Annotated in this window: 20 protein-coding genes; 17 read left to right on the forward strand and 3 right to left on the reverse strand. The window is 64.1% G+C overall.

The features are described from left to right. Positions 1–32 precede the first annotated feature (32 nt). Positions 33–2,204 (forward strand): primosomal protein N', encoded by a 2,172-nt coding sequence (locus tag ACFOKF_RS14685; RefSeq protein WP_380796537.1) that lies wholly within the window; start codon positions 33–35, stop codon positions 2,202–2,204. Then, positions 2,204–2,419, forward strand: a complete 216-nt coding sequence (locus ACFOKF_RS14690; protein WP_380796540.1) for a DUF1289 domain-containing protein — start codon at positions 2,204–2,206, stop codon at positions 2,417–2,419. Before ACFOKF_RS14685 ends, ACFOKF_RS14690 begins: the two co-directional genes overlap by 1 nt. On the opposite strand, the gene ACFOKF_RS14695 is transcribed toward ACFOKF_RS14690, so the two are convergent. Then, complete coding sequence (locus ACFOKF_RS14695; protein WP_380796541.1) at positions 2,340–3,866, reverse strand: hypothetical protein; 1,527 nt, start codon at positions 3,864–3,866, stop codon at positions 2,340–2,342. The two genes, ACFOKF_RS14690 and ACFOKF_RS14695, sit on opposite strands and share 80 nt — an antisense overlap. 80 nt (positions 3,867–3,946) lie before the next feature. Then, positions 3,947–5,020 (reverse strand): bifunctional DNA-binding transcriptional regulator/O6-methylguanine-DNA methyltransferase Ada, encoded by a 1,074-nt coding sequence (gene ada / locus ACFOKF_RS14700; protein ID WP_380797820.1) that lies wholly within the window; start codon positions 5,018–5,020, stop codon positions 3,947–3,949. A gap of 112 nt (positions 5,021–5,132) precedes the next feature. Here ada and ACFOKF_RS14705 point away from each other — a divergent pair, with 112 nt between their 5' ends. The 14 genes from ACFOKF_RS14705 to ACFOKF_RS14770 all read left to right on the forward strand — a co-directional run bounded on the left by ACFOKF_RS14705 (position 5,133) and on the right by ACFOKF_RS14770 (position 19,852). Next, positions 5,133–6,704: a S1C family serine protease gene (locus ACFOKF_RS14705; protein WP_380796543.1), complete on the forward strand. Its 1,572-nt coding sequence runs from the start codon at positions 5,133–5,135 to the stop codon at positions 6,702–6,704. A gap of 200 nt (positions 6,705–6,904) precedes the next feature. Further along, positions 6,905–7,459 (forward strand): F0F1 ATP synthase subunit delta, encoded by a 555-nt coding sequence (locus tag ACFOKF_RS14710; RefSeq protein ID WP_380796544.1) that lies wholly within the window; start codon positions 6,905–6,907, stop codon positions 7,457–7,459. A 3-nt stretch (positions 7,460–7,462) separates the two neighbouring features. Then, the gene (gene atpA / locus ACFOKF_RS14715) at positions 7,463–8,992 is read left to right on the forward strand and encodes a F0F1 ATP synthase subunit alpha (protein ID WP_380796545.1); all 1,530 of its coding nucleotides are present in this window, start codon (positions 7,463–7,465) and stop codon (positions 8,990–8,992) included. Between the two features lie 40 nt (positions 8,993–9,032). After that, complete coding sequence (locus ACFOKF_RS14720) at positions 9,033–9,623, forward strand: LysE family translocator (RefSeq protein ID WP_380796547.1); 591 nt, start codon at positions 9,033–9,035, stop codon at positions 9,621–9,623. Positions 9,624–9,626: 3 nt separating this feature from the next. Further along, positions 9,627–10,511, forward strand: a complete 885-nt coding sequence (locus ACFOKF_RS14725; RefSeq protein ID WP_298395323.1) for a F0F1 ATP synthase subunit gamma — start codon at positions 9,627–9,629, stop codon at positions 10,509–10,511. Between the two features lie 21 nt (positions 10,512–10,532). Then, complete coding sequence (gene atpD, locus ACFOKF_RS14730) at positions 10,533–11,978, forward strand: F0F1 ATP synthase subunit beta (protein ID WP_155181116.1); 1,446 nt, start codon at positions 10,533–10,535, stop codon at positions 11,976–11,978. 147 nt (positions 11,979–12,125) lie between these two features. Further along, positions 12,126–12,380: an ATP synthase F1 subunit epsilon gene (locus ACFOKF_RS14735; protein ID WP_380796549.1), complete on the forward strand. Its 255-nt coding sequence runs from the start codon at positions 12,126–12,128 to the stop codon at positions 12,378–12,380. A gap of 209 nt (positions 12,381–12,589) precedes the next feature. After that, positions 12,590–14,581 carry a hypothetical protein gene (locus ACFOKF_RS14740; RefSeq protein WP_380796550.1) on the forward strand — a complete coding sequence of 664 codons (1,992 nt, stop codon included), beginning with the start codon at positions 12,590–12,592 and terminating at the stop codon, positions 14,579–14,581. Beyond that, on the forward strand, positions 14,578–14,757 hold the full coding sequence (locus ACFOKF_RS14745) for a hypothetical protein (protein ID WP_380796552.1): 180 nt from the start codon (positions 14,578–14,580) through the stop codon (positions 14,755–14,757). The genes ACFOKF_RS14740 and ACFOKF_RS14745 overlap by 4 nt, the downstream gene beginning before the upstream one ends. Before the next feature lie 17 nt (positions 14,758–14,774). After that, entirely contained in the window at positions 14,775–15,158 is a 384-nt protein-coding gene (locus ACFOKF_RS14750; protein ID WP_380796554.1) for a hypothetical protein, read from the forward strand. A 100-nt stretch (positions 15,159–15,258) separates the two neighbouring features. Next, positions 15,259–16,791: a CpaF family protein gene (locus tag ACFOKF_RS14755; protein WP_380796556.1), complete on the forward strand. Its 1,533-nt coding sequence runs from the start codon at positions 15,259–15,261 to the stop codon at positions 16,789–16,791. 117 nt (positions 16,792–16,908) lie between these two features. Beyond that, positions 16,909–17,598 carry a hypothetical protein gene (locus ACFOKF_RS14760; protein ID WP_380796557.1) on the forward strand — a complete coding sequence of 230 codons (690 nt, stop codon included), beginning with the start codon at positions 16,909–16,911 and terminating at the stop codon, positions 17,596–17,598. A gap of 477 nt (positions 17,599–18,075) precedes the next feature. Beyond that, positions 18,076–18,870 (forward strand): class I SAM-dependent methyltransferase, encoded by a 795-nt coding sequence (locus ACFOKF_RS14765; RefSeq protein WP_380796559.1) that lies wholly within the window; start codon positions 18,076–18,078, stop codon positions 18,868–18,870. A gap of 55 nt (positions 18,871–18,925) precedes the next feature. Next, complete coding sequence (locus ACFOKF_RS14770) at positions 18,926–19,852, forward strand: DMT family transporter (RefSeq protein WP_380796560.1); 927 nt, start codon at positions 18,926–18,928, stop codon at positions 19,850–19,852. Here the strand turns inward: ACFOKF_RS14770 and ACFOKF_RS14775 are convergent. Beyond that, on the reverse strand, positions 19,824–20,255 hold the full coding sequence (locus tag ACFOKF_RS14775; RefSeq protein WP_380796561.1) for an OsmC family protein: 432 nt from the start codon (positions 20,253–20,255) through the stop codon (positions 19,824–19,826). The two genes, ACFOKF_RS14770 and ACFOKF_RS14775, sit on opposite strands and share 29 nt — an antisense overlap. A gap of 91 nt (positions 20,256–20,346) precedes the next feature. Between ACFOKF_RS14775 and ACFOKF_RS14780 the strand changes: the two genes are divergently transcribed. Beyond that, entirely contained in the window at positions 20,347–20,712 is a 366-nt protein-coding gene (locus ACFOKF_RS14780; RefSeq protein ID WP_380796563.1) for a PRC-barrel domain-containing protein, read from the forward strand. The last annotated feature ends 40 nt before the right edge of the window (positions 20,713–20,752 follow it).

Here is a 20,752-nt window from a genome sequence, read left to right on the forward strand (position 1 = left end):
GCCCCGCGCCCAGCGCTTTAAGGACGATAGCCATGTCGTCGCGCGCCCGTGTCCTGATCCTGAACGCCGCTCTTGGCCCGCTCGACTATCGCGTGCCGCACGGCATGCGGGTGGAGCCGGGCAGCATCGTCGTCGCGCCGCTGGGGCCGCGCCAGCTGATCGGCGTGGTGTGGGAGGAAAGCAGCTTCCCCGACACCGAAACGGTGGGCGACAACCGGCTACGCAACCTGATCGAAGTGATCGACGCCCCACCCCTGCCCGAACCGCTGCGCCGGCTGATCGAATGGACGGCGGATTATTATCTCAGCCCGCCCGCCGCAGTGCTGCGCATGGCGCTGTCGTCCATGGCGGCGCTGGAGGGCGCGCGCACGGTTATCGAGTATAAGGCGACCGGGGCCGTGCCCGATCGCATGACCGAGCAGCGGGCGCAGGCGCTGGAGCGCATCGGCGAGCGACAGGGGCTGATCCGCGAACTGGCGATGATCGGCGGTGTCAGCGACGCGGTGATCCGTGGCCTCATCAAGCAGGATATATTCGAGGCGGTGGAGGTGAGCGTCGACACGCCCTTTCCCATGCCCGATCCCGACCATGCGCCGCCCGCCCTGTCGGAGGCGCAGCGCAGCGCCGCGAACCAGATGGCCGATGCGGTGCGCGCGCATGACTTTGCGCCCTTCCTGCTTGACGGCGTTACAGGATCGGGCAAGACGGAGGTCTATTTCGAGGCAATCGCCGCCGCCATCCGCGCCGACCGGCAGACATTGGTGCTGCTGCCCGAAATCGCGCTGACCGAACCGTTTCTGGAGCGGTTCGAAAAGCGGTTCGGCACGGTGCCGGTCAACTGGCATAGCGGCCTGCGCCAGAGCGAGCGGCGGCGGGCCTGGCGCGCCATTGCCAGCGGACAAGCGCAGGTGGTGGTCGGCGCGCGATCGGCCCTGTTCCTGCCCTATCCCAATCTGGGCCTGATCGTCGTCGATGAAGCGCATGAGGCGAGCTTCAAGCAGGAGGAAGGCGTCCATTATCATGCCCGCGACGTGGCGGTGATGCGGGGCCTCATGGAAAAATTCCCGGTCATTCTGGCTTCGGCCACACCCGCGATCGAAACGCGGCATCAGGTGGAACTGGGCCGCTATGCCGAAATCAAGCTGCCATCGCGCTTTGGCGGGGCGGAAATGCCGGCGATCGAGGGGATCAACCTGCTGACCGATCCGCCCGAGCGCGGCCGCTGGATCGCGCCGCCGCTGGTCAAGGCGATCGACGAGGTGATGGCGAAGGGCGAGCAGAGCCTGCTGTTCCTCAACCGGCGCGGCTATGCGCCGCTGACGCTCTGCCGCCATTGCGGCTATCGCTTTCAATGCCCCAATTGCACCGCCTGGATGGTTGAGCATCGGCTGACGCACCGGCTGGCCTGCCATCATTGCGGCCATGTCGTTCCCGCCCCGCGCCGCTGCCCGGAGTGCAAGGAGGAAGAGTCGCTGGTCGCCTGTGGCCCCGGCGTCGAGCGGATCGCGGATGAGGTGAAGGCGCTGTGGCCGCAGGCGCGCATCGCCATCGCCACATCGGACACGCTCCATTCGCCGGCGCGGGCGGCGGAGTTCGTGAAGTCGGTGGAGGCGGGCGACATCGACATCATCGTCGGCACCCAACTGATCACCAAAGGCTATCATTTCCCGAACCTGACCGTGGTGGGGGTGATCGACGCCGATCTGGGGCTGGAGGGCGGCGATCTGCGCGCAGCCGAACGGACATTTCAGCAGATCGTGCAGGTGGCGGGGCGCGCCGGACGCGGGGAGAAGCCGGGCAAGGTGTTCATCCAGACGCGCATGCCCGAAAGCGAAGTGATCAAGGCGCTGATCGACGGCGATACCGAGCGTTTCTATTGGGTGGAGACGGAGAATAGACGACGCGCCAACGCCCCGCCCTTCGGCCGGTTCGCCGCGATCATCATATCGAGCGAGGATGCCGATGAAGCGGCGCAGACCGCACGGCTGATCGGCAAATCGGCGCCGGTGATAGAGGGGATGCGCGTCTATGGCCCCGCGCCTGCGCCGCTGTCCGTCCTGCGCGGACGGCACCGGCATCGCCTGTTGATCCATGCCACCCGTCAGGTCGATGTGCAGGGCGCGATCCGCGAATGGCTGGGCAATCTGGCGTGGAAATCGGGCACGCGGGTCGCAGTGGACATCGACCCCTACAGCTTCATGTGATGACTGCGCCGATCGCCAGCCCCTGCCGCAACCTGTGCTGCCTCGACCGGACGCGCAAAAGCTGCACCGGATGCGGTCGAACGATCGAGGAGATCGTTCATTGGCGCAGCATGAGCGACGCGGATCGCACGGCGGTCATGGCGCGGGTGGAGGATTTCCAGCCTTTGCCGCGCCCTGCTCCTTTTCCGCCGCCTGCGCGTCAAACTCCGTCTTGAGCCTCAGGGCGCCTTCGCGCATCTCCGATCCGTGCGGCGAATAGGCGATCGGATCGAGCAGGATCGAGGCCGTCTTGTAATCGCCCCTGATGGCCGTCGCATGGGCGAAATTGAAACGATATTCGGGGCTTTGCGGCAATAGGGTAAAAGCCTTGTACAGGCCGTCATAACCGATATCCGGCATCTTGCCGCCGCGCATCGCATGATAGCGGTAGAAGAGCGCGAGCGGCACGGGATCTTCGGTGTCGGCGCGGTTGGCGCGCACGATCGAGGTCAGCGCCGCTTTCCAGTCCGCCTCCGCATCGCTGTCATGCGCCTTTTCCAGCAGGGCTTCGGCTCGCACGGCATAAGCGCGCGAGGATTTGGGATCGATCGCGATCGCCCGGTCCGCATCAGCCAGCGCCGCATCCTTCTGTTCGGCCGCCCATTCGGCTTCGGCCAGCAGCGCCAGCGCATAGGCGCTGGCCGGATATTTGGCGGCGATGCTGCGAATGGCCGTCACGATTCCGGGCAGGTCTTCGGTCCGGGGATGATTGATGAGGCGCAGTTCATTTTCGATCAGATCGCCTTGCGCCGGATCGACCGGAGTGACCACGATAGCGTCGATCTTCATTTCCGTTGGGGTGAGCCGCGACATGGACATGGTTCGCTTGCGCATATAGCCATTAAGTTCGCCATTCAGTTTGGCGAAGCCACCGGCAAAATAGCTTTCCGGCTGAATGTCTTTTACACCGTTCGCCACATCGGCAAGATAGCGCGCCAGTTCAGCACGGCGCGCAGCATTGTAACGGCAATAATGGGTGAGCAGCCAAGCCCGGCCGTAATAACGATCGCCATCGCGCAGGCTGAGGCCATCGGCGTTGCGGGCAAAAAGATTGGCGACAGGGTAAGGTTCACCCAGGAAAAGCCCCGGCGCGCGCGCCAAAACGAAATTGCCAAATTCGATCGACCCGTCCTTTGGAAATTTAACCACCGAAAAAAACTCGGCGAACCCTTCAATATACCAGGCCGGATAGGCGGCCGGGAAATGGTGCAGCATGAAATGGTGGGTATATTCGTGAAAGAGGATTTCCTCCGCCCCGAAATCAAACTGGTTGCTCTTGGCTTCGCGTGACAACACCGCAAAGGCGGTGCGATCCGAGGTGGTGTAGAAGCCGCCGATATTGGGATTGCGGGCCAGCGCCTTCACCTTGCCCTCGCTCGACAGCAGATAGACCTTGACCGGGCTGCCGCGTTCCGGATCGGTGACGCCCGTAATCGTCCTCAGCAGATAATCGAACTTCTCCAGTCGTTCGGCAAAGCCGCGCAGTTTTGCATCATTGCCCTCGCTGTACACGGTGAAATGGCGCGACTGAGCCTGATACCAGGCGGCGTGGGCCGTGCCGACACTGGCCCCGGTCAGAAGCAGTCCGGCCAATATCCTGCTGCAAATTCCTGCATGTCGCATATCACCACCCCATAAACCCCAGCCCTTTGTGGCCGAGGCAGATGAGGAAGAAAAGCCGTAATCTTCCCGTTACTTGCCTCTTACTTATCGGCTTCGCGCGCCAGCAGCGCCTGCTTTCTTTCCAGTCCCCAGGCATAGCCGCCCATGCTGCCGTCGCCCCGCACGACGCGGTGACAAGGGATAAGGACCGCCAGAGCATTGTCGCCGCAGGCCGTGCCCGCCGCCCGCACCGCGCCGGGGCGGCCGATCGCTGCGGCAATAGCGCCATAGCTGCGCGTTTCACCCGGCGGGATCGCGCGCAACGCCGCCCAGACCGCCTGCTGGAACGACGTGCCGCGCACATCGACGGGCAGGTCGGCCCCGGCCGCAGGATCATCGACCAGCGCCACGACCCGCTGCGCCATAACATCGAGCGCCGGGTCGGCCGGGCGAATATCGGCATGGGGAAAGCGGGCGCGCAAAGCCCCTTCCCCTTCGCCGAAGCTGATGCGGCACAGCCCCTTGCCAGTCGCCGCGACCAGCATGGAACCAAGGCTGGAATCGATCACGCGCCAGCGAATCGTCACCCCGCGCCCGCCATCCTTCCAGGCGCTGGGCGTCATGCCCAGATGCTGCTCCGCATCGGCATAGGCGCGGCTGGGCGCATTATAGCCCGCTTCATAGATGGCGGCAGTCACGCTGCCCGGCTGGGCCAGCGCCCGTTTCAGCCGTTCGGCGCGCATGCCGCGCGCAAAAGCGGCCGGGGTCAGCCCTGTCTCCCGCTTGAACAGGCGATGAAAATGATGCGGGGCATAGCCGACATGATCGGCGATCGCCTCCAGACGCAGCGCTTCTTCCGCTGATTCGATCAGCGCGACAGCCTTCTCCACCGCCAGCCGGTCGCGCCCGATCTCGTCCGGGCGGCAGCGCAGGCAGGCGCGGAAGCCCGCCGCACGCGCCGCCGCCGGATCGGGCAGGAAGGACATATTCTCGCGCCTGGGATGGCGCGCGGCGCAACTGGGCTTGCAATAAATGCCGGTGCTGGCGACGCAGCCGACAAAGACGCCGTCCATCGCCCGGTCGCGCGCCAGAAAGGCGGCCCAGCAGGCGTCGGCATCGGGCATGGCGGGGGACCGGGCCGGCAAGGAAACAGGAAGGCGAGTCATGTGGTTCATGCGGATATGGGATAGAAGCAGGCCGTCCGCCATGCTTCCTGCGTCTTGCGCCCAAAGCATTTTGCCTTTTCCCGATTGCGCCGCGCCCGCCTTCCAATATGTATGCGCCACGATGGTCGCCTTTCTTCGCCGCTTCACCCCGATCCTTGGCTTCACGCTGGCGCTGATGGCGCCGGCTTCGCTGCATGCGGAACAGCAGGACATTGCCGCCGCCGCGCGTGGCGTGGTGCGGGTCGCGCTGGTCGCGACCGACGGGTCGGATGCCTATTTCGTCGGCCATGGCAGCGGCTTTGCCGTCGCGCCCGACAAGGTGCTGACCAACGCCCATGTCGTGGAACTGGCCCGCGAAGAGAAGAATCTGGTCATCGGCGTCATCCCGTCCGAGGGGACCAAGACCTATGGCGGGCGAATCATCGCCTATTCGCCGGGCAATGACCTGGCCCTCATTCAGCTGGAGGAAGGGCGGCTGCCGGTCAGCACCTTCTATGCCGGGGCCGTGAGCGACGGGCAGCATGTCACCGCCATCGGCTATCCCGGCACAGTCGATCGGGCGCAGGGGCTGGGCCTCAAGCAACTGGTGCAACCGCTCGCCACGGTGAAAACCAGCGGCACCCTCTCTTCCGGCCGGGCCAGCCAGAGCTTCGACACATTGCTGCACACCGCCCCGCTGGCGGCCGGCAACAGCGGCGGGCCGCTGGTCGACGATTGCGGCCGGGTGCTGGGCGTCAACAGCTTCGGATCGGTGTCGGACGGCAATGATGCGGAGTTCGGCTTTGCCGTGTCCTGGCGCGAGGTCGCCTCCTTCCTGCGGCAGGCCGGCGTCTCCTCCCTGCACACCGTTGTCGGATGCCGGTCCATGGCCGAAGCGGACGCGGCCGAAGCCTCCATCACCCAGCGCGAGGCGCAGGCGACCGAACAGAAGGACCGCGCCAGCGCGGATGCGCGCGAACAGGCGCTGACCAAGGCGCGCGACGACGCCGAACGCGACGTCATCACCGCGCGCGAAAATGCGATGGCGGGCGCGGCCGTGCTGCTGGCGCTCGCCGTGCTGGGCCTTGCCGCGGGCGGCCTGTTCTACAATCAGGGCAAGGAAAAGCAGGCGACCTGGTTCCTGGCGGGCGGCGGCGTATTGTTGCTTGCGGCGCTCGGCCTCTTCTTCCTCAAGCCCAGCTTCGCCAGCATCGATGAACGGGTGAAGTTGCCGCAGGACAAGGGCGTGACCAGCAACGGCGCCTTTGCCTGGGCCGGCGACAATATCTGCCGGATCGACCTCAACCGCAGCCGACTGACCGTATCTCAGCCCAATGACATCGGTTTCAACTGGGCCGAGGGCGGCTGCGTCAATGGCGACACCCAATATGTCGCATCGGGCACGCAGTGGCAGCGTACGATCGTCCCCGACGACTCCAACTATGTGACGTCCAGCCAGTTTGATCCGGCCAGCGGCACGCTGCGCGTTCAGCGCTGGCTGCCCGACCTCGACACGATGGACAAGGCGCGCGCGCTATTGAAGGACGGGGCCGGGGCCGGACCGATCAAAGGATGCGGCAACGACTCCGCGATGCTGACTCGGATCGCCTCGCTCCAGAGCAATATGACAACGCTGCTTCCGGCCCAGTCCAATGAACGAATTGTCTATCATTGCCAGAAGGGACGGCTTGCACCGGCCGATCCTGCCGAATAACCGATTCGTCCCGCATAAAAACTCAGGCAAATAGCTGCGCTTTCACACTATCGATGGAATCGCGTCACATGACTTGCATAGTCATAAACCCGCTGCTAACCGGCCCGACAACAGGGGCACGGGACGGCATCAGACCGCGCCCCCTTTTTGCATGACCGGCTGATCAGCAGCCGGAACGTCAAACGGAGGACGGTAAGCGCGTGGAGACTAGCGGCGGTATTCAAGCCAGCCTCAGCGGCCGTTATGCGGTGGCGCTGTTCGATCTGGCGCGCGACGCAAATGCGCTCGATACGGTGGCGGAAAGCCTGAGCGCGCTGAAGGCCGCTGTGGCCGAATCGCCTGATTTCAAGGGCCTGATCACCAGCCCCGTGCTGAGCCGCGATGCAGCGGGTAAGACGATCGCCGCCGTCGCATCCTCCATGGGGATCGACGCGCTGACGACGAAATTCCTGGGCGTGCTCGCCCAGAACCGTCGCCTGGGGCAATTGCCCGCCGTCATCCGCGCCTATGAAACCTTGTTGTCGAATCACAAGGGCGAGGCCCGCGCCGAAGTGACGAGCGCGCACCCCCTTACCAAAACCCAGATCACCGCCCTGGCCAAGAGCCTGAAGGCGCGCGTCGGCCGCGAAGTCGCGGTCGAGGCGAAGGTCGACCCCGCAATCCTGGGCGGGCTGGTCGTCAAGATCGGCAGCCAGATGATCGACAGCTCTATCCGCACCCGATTGAACACGCTCGCCATGGCGATGAAAGGCTAAGACATGGACATCAACGCCGCAGAAATTTCGAAGGTCATCAAGGACCAGATCGCCAATTTCGGCACCGAAGCACAGGTGAGCGAAGTCGGTTCCGTGCTGACCGTGGGTGACGGCATCGCCCGCGTCCATGGCCTCGACAACGTCCAGGCGGGCGAAATGGTCGAGTTCGCCAATGGCGTTCAGGGCATGGCGCTGAACCTGGAAGCCGACAATGTCGGCGTCGTGATCTTCGGGTCCGACAGCGAGATCAAGGAAGGCGACACCGTCAAGCGCACCGGCACCATCGTCGACGTCCCCGTCGGCAAGGGCCTGCTGGGCCGCGTGGTCGATGGCCTTGGCAACCCGATCGACGGCAAGAGCCCGATCCAGTATACCGAGCGCAAGCGCGTTGAAGTCAAGGCGCCGGGCATCATCCCCCGCAAGTCGGTGCACGAACCCGTGCAGACCGGCCTGAAGGCGATCGACGCCCTGGTCCCCGTCGGCCGTGGCCAGCGCGAGCTGATCATCGGCGACCGTCAGACTGGCAAGACCGCCGTCGCGATCGACACCTTCATCAACCAGAAGGGCGTCAACGCAGGCGACGACGAAGGCAAGAAGCTGTATTGCATCTATGTCGCCGTCGGCCAGAAGCGCTCGACCGTCGCCCAGATCGTCAAGCAGCTCGAAGAAAATGGCGCGATGGAATATTCGATCGTCGTCGCCGCGACCGCTTCGGAACCCGCTCCGCTCCAGTATCTGGCGCCCTATACCGGCGTCACCATGGGCGAATTCTTCCGCGACAACGGCATGCATGCCGTGATCGTGTATGACGATCTGTCCAAGCAGGCCGTCGCCTATCGCCAGATGTCGCTGCTGCTGCGTCGTCCTCCGGGCCGCGAAGCCTATCCGGGCGACGTTTTCTATCTGCACAGCCGCCTGCTGGAACGTGCGGCCAAGATGAACGACGCCAATGGCAATGGTTCGCTGACCGCGCTGCCGATCATCGAAACGCAGGCGGGCGACGTTTCGGCCTACATCCCGACCAACGTGATCTCGATCACCGACGGCCAGATCTTCCTGGAAACCAACCTCTTCTATCAGGGCATCCGTCCGGCCATCAACGTCGGCCTGTCGGTGTCGCGCGTCGGTTCCGCCGCGCAGACCAAGGCGATGAAGAAGGTGTCCGGCTCGATCAAGCTGGAGCTGGCTCAGTATCGCGAAATGGCGGCCTTCGCCCAGTTCGGTTCGGACCTCGACGCTTCGACCCAGAAGCTGCTGAACCGTGGCGCGCGCCTGACCGAACTGCTGAAGCAGGGTCAGTTCTCGCCGCTGCCGTTCGAAGAGCAGACCGCCTCGATCTTCGCCGGCACCAACGGCTATCTGGACGCGATCCCGGTCAAGGACGTGACCCGTTACGAAGAACTGATGCTGGCCTATCTGCGTCACGATCACCCCGAAGTGCTGACCGCGATCCGCGACAGCAAGGATCTGGGCGACGACGCCAAGGGCAAGCTGAAGGCTGCGCTCGACTCGTTCGGCAAGACCTTCGCGTAAGCCCGTGCTGACCGCCCATTCCCTCCTTGCCTGGACCATCATGTCGATCGGTCTGGTGCTGCTGCCGGGACCGGACACCATGTTGGTGGCCGGTCACGCAGCGCGCCGCGGGCTGAAGGCGGGAATGGCGGCGATCGGCGGCATCCAGTTGGGCGGCCTGTTCTACATGCTGCTGTGCGGCTTCGGCTTCCTCAGCGTGCTGAACGCGGTGCCGGGGCTGTTCATGGCGGTAAAGATCGCCGGCGCGCTGTATCTGGCGTGGATGGGCCTTGGCCTGCTGCGCGGCGCGATCAAGCCGACACCGGCTTCGGACGCGCCAAAGGTCCGCATCGGCGGATCGCCCTTCATGCAGGGGTTCATCAGCACCGTGCTGAACCCGAAGGTTGCGATCTTCTTTCTGGCCGCGCTGCCCCAGTTTGTGGGCACTGGCCCGGATGCGCCATGGCAGGGCATGTTGCTGATCGCGATCGTCTATGCGCTCGGCTTCGTCTGGTGCGCGCTGCTCGCGGCGCTCGCCACCAAGGCGGGTCGGTCGGTCGGTCAAAGCCGCGCAATGCGCTGGTTCGAAGGCGCCATGGGCGTCGGTTTCTTTGGTCTCGCGGGTCGTCTGGCCCTTGCTCGGAACGTATAAACTATGCCTAGCCTCAAGGAACTGAAGCTCCGCATCGGGTCGGTCAAATCGACCCAGAAGATCACCAAGGCCAAGCAGATGGTCGCCGCCGCCAAGCTGCGCAAGGCGCAGGCCGCTGCAGAAGCCGCCCGCCCCTATAGCAGCCGTCTGGAAGCGGTCGTCGCGAGCCTCGCGTCGAAGATCGCCGGCGGGTCGGGCGAAGGCGCTTCGCCGCTGCTGGCCGGCACCGGCAAGGATGATGTGCATCTGCTGGTCGTTGCCAATAGCGACCGTGGTCTGGCCGGCGCGTTCAACGCCAACATCGTCAAGGCGGCCCTCGCCAAGGCGCGCGAGCTGGAGCTGGACGGCAAGAAGGTTCAGTTCTACCTGATCGGCCGCAAGGGTCGTCCGGTCATCAATCGCGCCTATCCCGGCAAGATCGTCGCCCAGTTCGACACCACCGGCGCGAAAGAACCAGGCTTTGCCCAGGCGCAGGCCGTTGCGCAGGAGCTGAGCGCCATGTTCCTCGACGGCAAGTTCGACGTGGCGCACCTCTTCTATTCGCGCTTCAAGTCGGCTCTGGCCCAGATCCCGACCGAACAGCAAATCATCCCGGTCAAGATCCCGGCCGATGCCGACCGCAACGCCATCCCCGCCACGGTCGAATATGAACCGAGCGAGGAAGCGATCCTGGACGACCTGTTGCCGCGCAACATTTCGATCCAGCTGTTCAAGGCGCTGCTGGAAAACAACGCATCCGAACAGGGCGCGTCGATGACCGCGATGGACAATGCGACCCGCAACGCCGGCGACCTGATCAACAAGCTGACCATCCAGTATAACCGCAGCCGTCAGGCCGCGATCACCACCGAACTCGTCGAAATCATCTCGGGCGCCGAAGCCCTCTAAGTGCAGGCAAGGACATAAGTCATGGCAACCACCAACAATGTAGGCCGCATTTCGCAGGTCATCGGCGCCGTCGTCGACGTGACCTTCCCGGATGCACTTCCCGCCATTCTTTCGGCGCTGGAAACCAGCAACAACGGCCAGCGCCTGGTGCTGGAAGTCGCCCAGCATCTGGGTGAAAACACCGTTCGCACCATCGCGATGGACTCGACCGACGGCCTGACCCGCGGTCAGGAAGTCACCGACACCGGCGCGCAGATCAGCGTTCCCGTCGGCCCGGCCACGCTCGGCCGCATCCTGAACGTCGTTGGCGAGCCGATCGACGAGCGCGGCCCGGTCGCCACCACGCTGACCTCGCCGATCCACGCCAAGGCCCCCGAGTTCGTCGACCAGTCGACCGAAAGCTCGATCCTGGTCACCGGCATCAAGGTCATCGATCTTCTGGCCCCCTATGCCAAGGGCGGCAAGATCGGCCTGTTCGGCGGCGCCGGCGTCGGCAAGACGGTTCTCATTCAGGAACTGATCAACAACATCGCCAAGGGCCATGGCGGCACCTCGGTCTTCGCGGGCGTGGGTGAACGCACCCGTGAAGGCAACGATCTGTATCACGAATTCCTCGACGCCGGCGTTATCGCCAAGGACGCCGACGGCAACGCGATCAGCGAAGGCTCCAAGGTTGCGCTGGTTTATGGCCAGATGAACGAACCCCCGGGCGCCCGCGCGCGCGTCGCCCTGTCGGGTCTGACCATCGCCGAATATTTCCGCGACGTCGAAAATCAGGACGTTCTGTTCTTCGTCGACAACATCTTCCGCTTCACCCAGGCGGGCGCAGAAGTGTCGGCTCTGCTGGGCCGCATTCCTTCGGCCGTGGGCTATCAGCCGACCCTGTCGACCGACATGGGCGCGCTGCAGGAACGCATCACCTCGACCAACAAGGGGTCGATCACCTCGGTTCAGGCCGTGTACGTCCCCGCGGACGATCTTACCGACCCCGCGCCGGCCACCAGCTTCGCGCACCTTGACGCCACCACGGTTCTTAACCGTGCGATTTCGGAACTGGGCATCTATCCGGCGGTCGATCCGCTGGATTCGACCAGCCGCGTTCTGGAGCCGCGCACCGTGGGTCAGGAACATTATGACACCGCCCGCGCGGTCCAGTCGATCCTTCAGAAGTACAAGTCGCTTCAGGACATCATCGCGATCCTGGGCATGGACGAGCTGTCGGAAGAAGATAAGCTGACCGTCGCCCGTGCGCGCAAGATCCAGAAGTTCCTGTCGCAGCCCTTCCACGTCGCCGAAGTCTTCACCGGCATTTCGGGCAAGTTCGTCCAGATCGAAGACACGGTGAAGTCGTTCAAGGCCGTGGTCGAAGGCGAATATGACCATCTGCCCGAAAACGCCTTCTACATGGTCGGCGGCATCGACGAAGCCGTCGAGAAGGCCAAGAAGCTGGCTGCCGAAGCGGCGTAAACCAGAAAATAGCCCCTCCCTTTCAAGGGAGGGGTTGGGGTGGGTGCGAGCATAGCGAGCTTCCGTCCTTAGAGGTTGTAGGCCATCGCCGCGCGATGGCACCCACCCCAACCCCTCCCTGAAAGGGAGGGGCTTAGGATCGAAAAAATGGCACTGCATTTCGAACTCGTGACCCCTGAAAAGCTCGTCCGTTCGGAGGAAGTCTATCAGGTGGTCGTCCCCGGCGCCGACGGCGACTTCGGCGTGCTGGAAGGCCATGCGCCCTTCATGTCGACCGTGCGCGACGGCGCGATCCAGATTTTCGCCAGCGCCGGCGCGGCCCCGGAAGTGATCCGGGTGCAAGGCGGCTTTGCCGAGGTGAATGAAAAGGGTCTGACGGTATTGGCCGAAAAGGCCGGCTAAGGCTTCAGTACCCTAATCCCATGTTCCAGAAGGGGCGGCTTGCGATGGCAGGCCGCCCCTTCTTGATTCCACGGATCATCCAATCCCTGCCCGGCGGGACGGTTAAACAGACATTTACCCTCCCACCCTAGGTCTTGCCTCGATGTGGTTGGACAAGGGTGACATGGGAAGAATGCGATTCGGCCCGGAACAAGCGCGCATGGCCTGGCATGGGTGAGATGCTGGCTTCACCGCTGCTGACGGATGGCGCCGGCCTGTTGCTTGGCATATTGCTGGGAATCGGCTGGATGCTGTTGCCGGGCGCGGGCATACTTCGCCTGTTCGAACGTCTTGGCATGGATTGCGGCCGCGGTTGGGACCGGATCGGCTGGGCGCTGCTGCTGGCCGTCACATTATTGCCTGCCATAGACGCATTGCTGGTGCGCGCAGGTGGGATGGCGGCAATGGCGGGCCTGCATGGCATGCTGGCCCTCTCCGCCCTGCCCCGGTTCCGGCTGCTGATCGCTCCGCGCGGCGGCGACTGGTCGATCACCGGGCCGCTGGTGGCGCTGTGGGCCGCGATCATCGCCTTCGTCTTTGTCGATTTCAGCATTGGCGGGATGCTCAACCAGTCGCTGCTCGACCTTGATCTGGTGAAACATGCGGCCGTGACCGGCGCCATCGCGCGGGAAGGACTGCCCTTCACCGACCCCTTTTTCGCGCGGGCCGGTTCTGTCGGCTATTATTATTATTTCTATCTCTGGCCCGCAGCGATCCTCTGGTCGGGCGGCCAGGCGATCAACGCCCGCATGGCCTTTGCCGCCGCCGATTTCTGGGCCGGCCTTGCCTTCGTCGCCCTGCTCTGGCGCATCGCCGTTGACGCCCGCCTGATCCGCCCCGGCCGCGCCCGCCCCTTCATGGCGCTGCTGCTGCTCTTCTGCTTCACATCCGGCGCGGACCTGCTGATGATGGCGGTGCGGTTGATGTCCACTGGAAAGATCGAAGCGCAGACCGACTGGTGGAATACCGAAATCGTCTTCGCGCTGCGCTCCACCTTGTGGGTGCCGCATCATATGACCGCCATGATCGCGGCATGGGGCGCATTTCTGTTGCTGATCCGCGCGCAGGCGGCGACCGGCAAGGCGCGCTGGCTTCTGGCGGGCGCGGCGGGCCTGGGCGTCGCCACCTGTTTCGGGTCATCGGTGTGGATCATGCTGACGGCTGCGCCGCTTCTGGTCGGCTGGGGCTGCATCGCGCTGTGGCGGCGCGACCCGGTGTTGCCGGTCGCGGGCGCGGTCGCCCTGCTGGCGGCACTGATGCAGATAGCGGACCTGATGGCCTATCGCGACGACAGCGGCCTGCCCATCGCCCTGTCGGTACGCCCCTTCACCGTGCTTCTGCCCGAAGGCGGCGACTGGACCTGGCTGCATCTGGCGTTGTTGCCGCTCAACTATGCCATGGAATTCAGCATCTTCCTGTGGGGGACGATCGGCTGGTGGCGCAGCCGCGCCTTCGACCGGCGCGAACCTGTGCAATGGGTGCTGCTGGCGAGCGCCATCATCTCGCTGCTGGTGGCGAGTTTCCTCAAATCGACCATCATCAACAATGACCTCGCCTGGCGATCGATCTGGTTCGCTCAGATTGCCGCAATCCTGTGGACCGCCGCCTGGCTGCAAGGACCGGCGTCCAGCCTGAAGATGCAGCCGCTGACCTTCCGCCTGCTGCTGGCGCTGGGGATGCTGGCCGTCGCCTGGGACGTGGTCGGGCTGCGGCTCATTCGTCCGCCCTATTTCCGCACGTCCTTCAGCGAACTGATCAGCCCGCGCGCCGACGATGACGATCAGCGGCGCATCTATGAACGCGCCGCGCGGACCTTGCCGGCCAGCGATGTCATCCAGCATAATCCGGCATTGCATCGGCGCATCTTCAATTTCGGCCTGTATGGCGTCCAGCGAACCGGCGTGGCCGACCGCGAAGCCAATCTGTTCGGCGCGTCGCCGCAGGCGGTGCAGCAACGCATCGCCCTGCTTCGCCCGATCTTCGAGAAGCCGCTGTCGCCGCAGGAGATAGGCCGGCGCGCCAGGGCGGCCGGGGTCGATCATCTGCTCTTCGCCTCTGTGGACCCGATCTGGCGCAAGGCTGGCGGGCCGCCGCCGGGCCTGCATTGCGCGATGCGCGAACCACTGGCCTGCCTCGTTACCGTGAAGGAGATTGCGCCATGACCGCCATGATGCGCCAACTGGCCGTCCTCGCCCTCCTCTATCTCCTCATATTGGCCGGCGGCTTCCTGCTCTATCTGGCGCTGATCGCATCGCCCCTGCTGGCGTCGATCCCCCTGCTCTTCTATCGCGGCGTGCTGATCGGCTTCATCGGTGCGGCGCTGCTGGGGGGCTGCTGATCCTCGCGGCCCGGCGCATGGCCGCGATCGACCTGTCGACCGGGATCGGCGCCGTCGCCCTGTCGCTGGCGTTCAACATCAGCTTCCTGATCGTCTTTCCCGTCACGTTCGACCGGTCCATCACCATGTTCCTGCTCGCCCGGATCGAGCGGCAGGACGGACAGTTGGATGCGCAGGGTCTGGAGCGCGTCTTCGTGCGCGAATATCTGAGCGACATGCGCCAGATCGACCGGCGCATCGCCGAACAAAGCCTGTCCGGCAATATCCGCGTCGAACAGGGGCGCATCCACATCACGCCGCAGGGCCAGCAACTGCTGCGCAGCGGGCGCATGATCGGCGGCTGGTTCGGCGCCGATCCACGCTTTGTATCGGCTCCCGCTCCGGCGGCCACGGGCCATTAGCCATTTATCAAAGTTTCCACCCTATTCACCTTTATCACCCAGATAATGATCCGGCCTTTTCGTTGGTTGCCGGCCGGTCATGACAGAATGGCGGAGATATATGAGCGCCTTTGGACGGAAGAATGGACCTGCCGGGATCAAGCCCGGCTTTGGCGTGGCCCGCCCGATGCAGGGCGGCGCAGCCCCCCGTGAGGAACTGCCCCGTGGCGGCGACCAGTTCCCTCCGCTCGACATCGCGTCTCTGCCCGGCGAAGCGCCGTTCGACCCGCTGGCCGCGCCCACCAGCGCGATGCAGCGCAATGCCGACGCCATGTCGCGATTGTCGGAACGCGCCAATGCCGAGCACGTGCCCGACGCGGGGCCGCAGGGCTTTGAAGCGAGCGTCCACAAGATCAAGGAACAGGTGCTGCCGCGCCTGCTGGAGCGCGTCGACCCGGAAGCCGCCGCGACCCTGACCAAGGATGAGCTGGCGGAGGAATTTCGTCCGATCATCATGGAAGTGCTGGCGGAACTGAAGCTGACGCTTAACCGGCGCGAACAGTTCGCGCTGGAAAAGGTGCTGGTGGACGAACTGCTGGGCCTTGGCCCGCTGGAAGAATTGCTGGCCGACCCGGACGTCAGCGACATCATGGTCAACGGCCCGGAACAGACCTATATTGAAAAGAAGGGCAAGCTCCAGATCGCGCCGATCAAGTTCCGCGATGAAGAGCATCTGTTCCAGATCGCCCAGCGCATCGTGAACAAGGTCGGCCGCCGCGTCGACCAGACGACGCCGCTGGCCGACGCCCGCCTGCCCGACGGCTCCCGCGTCAACGTGATCGTGCCGCCGCTGAGCCTGAAGGGCACGGCCATTTCGATCCGTAAATTCTCGGCCAAGCCAATCACCATCGACATGCTGGCCCAGTGGGGCGCGATGAGCCCCAAGATGGCGACGGCGCTGAAGATCGCCGGCGCATGCCGGTTCAACATCGTGATTTCGGGCGGCACGGGTTCGGGCAAGACGACGATGCTCAACGCCCTGTCGAAGATGATCGACCCGGGCGAACGCGTGCTGACGATCGAAGACGCGGCCGAACTGCGGCTGCAACAGCCGCACTGGCTGCCGCTGGAAACCCGCCCGCCCAATCTGGAAGGGCAAGGCGCGATCACCATCGGCGATCTGGTCAAGAACGCGCTGCGTATGCGCCCGGACCGAATCATCCTGGGCGAAATTCGTGGCGCGGAATGCTTCGACCTGCTCGCCGCGATGAACACGGGTCACGACGGGTCCATGTGCACGCTGCACAGCAACTCGCCCCGCGAGTGTCTGGGCCGTATGGAAAACATGATCCTGATGGGCGACATCAAGATCCCCAAGGAAGCCATTTCCAAGCAGATCGCCGATTCGGTCGACCTGATCGTGCAGGTGAAGCGCCTGCGCGACGGTTCGCGCCGCGTGACCAACATCACCGAAGTCATCGGCATGGAAGGCGACGTCATCGTCACGCAGGAACTGTTCAAGTTCGAATATCATGACGAAGATGACAGCGGGAAGATCGTCGGCGACTATCGCTCCATGGGCCTGCGTCCCTACACGCTGGACAAGGCGCGCATGTTCGGATTCGACCAGCCGTTCCTGGAAGCCTGCCTCTAAGGGAATAAACCGACGCTCGCCTTCGTAGACATGGTGATTGCCATGTGATCGAAGGAGATCAGAGTGTTTCGACGAACCATACGCCATCCCGTCAGCCACGGGGTGGCGTTTCTTTTGATGGGTCTTTGGTCGTCGGCGGAGGCGGAAACCGACTATCCCACCAGCTATCCCGACGTGCCCGAACCGATGGTGTTCGACATGATGAGGCCGCTGGGCGCCAAGCGCGGCCAGATGGAAGCCAACACGCTGGCGACCACATCGCTGTCCGGTCCCGATCGGACCATCCAGTGGGCGCCGGAAGTGGAATATGCGCTGGCCGACGGCTTCGCGATCGAGGGCGAATTGCCGTTCGAGGATGGCCGGCTGACCGAATTGAAGCTGGGGTTGCAGGCGGCGTTCGGGACGCTGAACGGCGGGCGCAGCGCCCATGGCGTGCAATATCTGGGCATTTATGACCGGCATGCCGGCCATTATCGCAGTAGCTTCGCTTACATGTTCGTCCATCGCTACAACTCGCGGTGGAGCAGCGTGTCGATGGCCGGCCTTGGCGACATGTCCCTGTCTGGCGGGCGCGGGCGCAATGCAGCCATCGTCAACCACTCGCTCTTCTACGACAGCGCCGAGGGGCAGATTTTGGGGCTGGAACTCAATTATCGGGGCGGATCGGACGGCTATGTGCTGGCCATGCCGCAAATCCACCAGCGGCTGGCCCATAAAATCAATGTGCAGGCGGGGCTGGGTGCGGAACGACCGCATGGCGGTGTGTTTCGACCCAAGGGCGGAATCCGGTTGATCCGCGAATTTTAGGGCGGATCGGGTCGCGACGTAGCGATGCGGCCGAAGTTCACAGTGTCGTCGGCCGAATCTGACGCTTTTTTCCGCCTTTGCGACAGCTTTGCGCCAGGGACGCGACACCCAAGCGACACTGGCGCAACGCCGGCGCGACATGCTGGCGACGGGGACGCGACAGGATGCGCATGGAGGCGGCAAAGGCAGCGACTGTTCCACCCCACAGGATAGATCAGAGAAAATCCAACATTGGAAGCGAGGGTAGTGGGTGGTTAGGGGACGGTCTTGTTTTCGCCGTCATCCCAGCGAAGGCTGGGATCTCAGGCCGTGTAGCGCGCCCTCTCCTACGACCCCAGCCTTCGCTGGGGTGACGGATAGTGGCCAACAATCCGTCATCGCTCTTTGGCCGCCGCCCTTTCCCGCCAAGCAGCGCTTGCCAGGCTGGCGGGGAGCGGGCACACCGGCGCGCAGTTCCACAATGAAGAGGATTGCCCGATGCGCCTTCCCCTCCTGCTTGCCGCCGCCGCGCTGCTGCCGATTGGCGCGGCCGTTGCCCAGCATGCCCATCATCAGGCCGCAGACCCGATCGCCGCCGCCGTCGCCGCGCCAAGCCGCACCGACAAGAATGTCGTACGCGACCAATATCGCCATCCTGCGCAGACGCTGGCTTTCTTTGGCGTAACGCCCGGCCAGACCGTGGTGGAATATAGCCCGAGCGGCGGCTGGTATACCGAGATCCTGGCGCCGTTGCTGAAGGATAAGGGCACATTCTATGCGCTTCAGCCCACCGGCCGTTATCTGGACGGCTATAAGGGCTTTCTGGCCGCCAAGCCCGACGTCTATGGCAAGGTGAAGCTGGTCGCCTATCCCGAGGAGACGGCCGCTATTCCCGCCGGCAGCGTCGACACGGTGCTGACGTTCCGCAATGTGCATAATATGGTGATGGGCGGAACCGAAGGCGCGACCTTCAAGGCGTTTTTCGACATGCTCAAGCCCGGCGGCACGCTGGGCGTGGTCGACCATCGCCTGCCCGAAGACCGTGACACCGCACTGGAAAAGAGCAGCGGTTATCTGAAGGTGTCGACCATACGCCGGATCGCGGAGGCCGCCGGTTTCGAATATGTCGGCGCGTCGGACGTGAACGCCAATCCCAAGGACACGGCCGACTGGCCCAAGGGCGTCTGGACCCTGCCCCCGACGCTGAGCCAGAAGGAAGTCGACAAGGACAAATATCTGGCCATCGGCGAAAGCGACCGGATGACGCTGAAATTCCGCAAGCCGACGAAATAGGCGAGAATATGCCTTCCCCGGTTGCGTCATCGCGCAACCGGGCTAGAGCGGCGGGGTGACTTCCGCTGCCTCTTCCGATCGCCCACACCGGCCGCTGTTTGCCATCGGCCTACGCCTGATCGCGGTCATCTGCCTGTCGATCATGTTCGTCAGCGGCCGGATCGCCAGTGAGCGCGGCGTCAATCTGATCGAAACCGTGTTCTACCGTCAGTTGATCGCGCTGCCGGTGGTGTTTGCCTGGATCGCGTCCAGCACGGGCCTGTCGGCGATCAAGACCCGGCGCATCGGCGTTCATGCCACCCGCATGGCCATCGGCCTGATCGGCATGATGCTGAATTTCCTGTCCTATATATTATTGCCCCCGGCAGAGGCGGCGACGATCGGCTTCACCATGCCGATTTTCGGCACGATCCTGTCCGCGCTGGTGCTGCGCGAGGCAACCGGCATCCATCGCTGGACCGCCGTGTTGATCGGCTTTGCCGGCGTATTGGTGATGGTGCGGCCCGATGCCGGCCATTTCCCCGTTCAGGGCGTCGCCGTCGCCATCGCCGCCGCGCTGGTGACGGCCAGCGTCAGCCTGGTGCTGCGCGAACTGGGGCGAACGGAAAGCGCGGGCGTCGTCGTCTTCTGGTTCACCCTGTTGTCGATGGTGCCGCTGGGCATCGCCATGCCCTTTTACGCGCAGGCGCATGACATGGTGACGTGGGGCTGGCTGCTGGCGATCGGCATCGTTGGCGGCGTGGCGCAGATCTGCCTGACCGCTGCGTTGCGCTGGGGGCCGGTGTCCGTCGTGCTGCCGATGGATTATAGCGCGATCATCTGGACCACGCTGCTGGGCGTGGCGATCGGTCAGGGCTGGCCGATGGCGACGACCTGGATCGGAGCGACCCTGATCGTCGCGAGCGGCCTCTATATCGCCTGGCGCGAACATGTCCGCGCCAGGCCGCCGATCGTTAGCCTAGCAACTCCGCCTCCAGACTGATTTCCGCCTTCAACAGTTTGGAAATGGGGCAATTGGCCTTCGCCTTGGCGGCGAGATCCTGAAAGGTCGCGTCGTCCGCGCCGGGGATGGTCGCCTTGAGCGTCAGCTTGCTGGCGGTGACGGCAAAACCGTCCTCCAGCTTTTCCAGCGTGACGACCGCGCTCGTTTCCATCTTCTCCGCCGTCAGCCCTGCCTCGCCCAGAATGAGCGACAAGGCCATGGTGAAGCAGGAGGCATGGGCGGCCGCGATCAGCTCTTCCGGGTTGCTGCCCGGCATGCCTTCAAACCGTGTTGCAAAGCCGTAGGGATAGGCGTCCAGCGCGCCGCTCTGGGTGGAGATCGCACCCTTCCCGTCCTTGAGGCCCCCTGTCCACACTGCCGAACCGCTGCGATTGATCTTCATGGCCTGATGCTCCTTTGAGGGTGAAGCGGAGGAACCCCGGCGGCTCCCCTTGGTTGCATGACTATAGAGACATGTATGCAGGAGAGTGACAATGACGAACCTGACGATCGACCATCCCCATGACCTGATCGGGTCCGATCAGATTGAAGGCACAGCAGTCTATAACCGGCAGGGCGAACATCTGGGCAGGATCGCCAGTTTCATGGTGGAAAAGCGCAGCGGGCAGGCCCGCTATGCCATATTGTCCTTTGGCGGCTTTCTGGGCATCGGCAGCGATCATTTCCCCCTGCCCTGGTCGATGCTGCATTTCGATGCGGACAAAGGCGGCTATGTCGTCGATCTGGACCGGCAGTTGCTGGACCATGCCCCGCGCTTCGCCGCAGACCAGCGCCCGGCCTATAGCGACGCTTATGGCCGCGACGTCCACCAATATTATGGCCTGATCTACCCCTGGTAATGGCGAGTGCCGCACCATGACAGGGTCGGGCGACACCGTT

Origin of the sequence: Sphingobium rhizovicinum (assembly GCF_042647625.1) — a bacterium.
GTDB lineage: Bacteria > Pseudomonadota > Alphaproteobacteria > Sphingomonadales > Sphingomonadaceae > Sphingobium > Sphingobium rhizovicinum.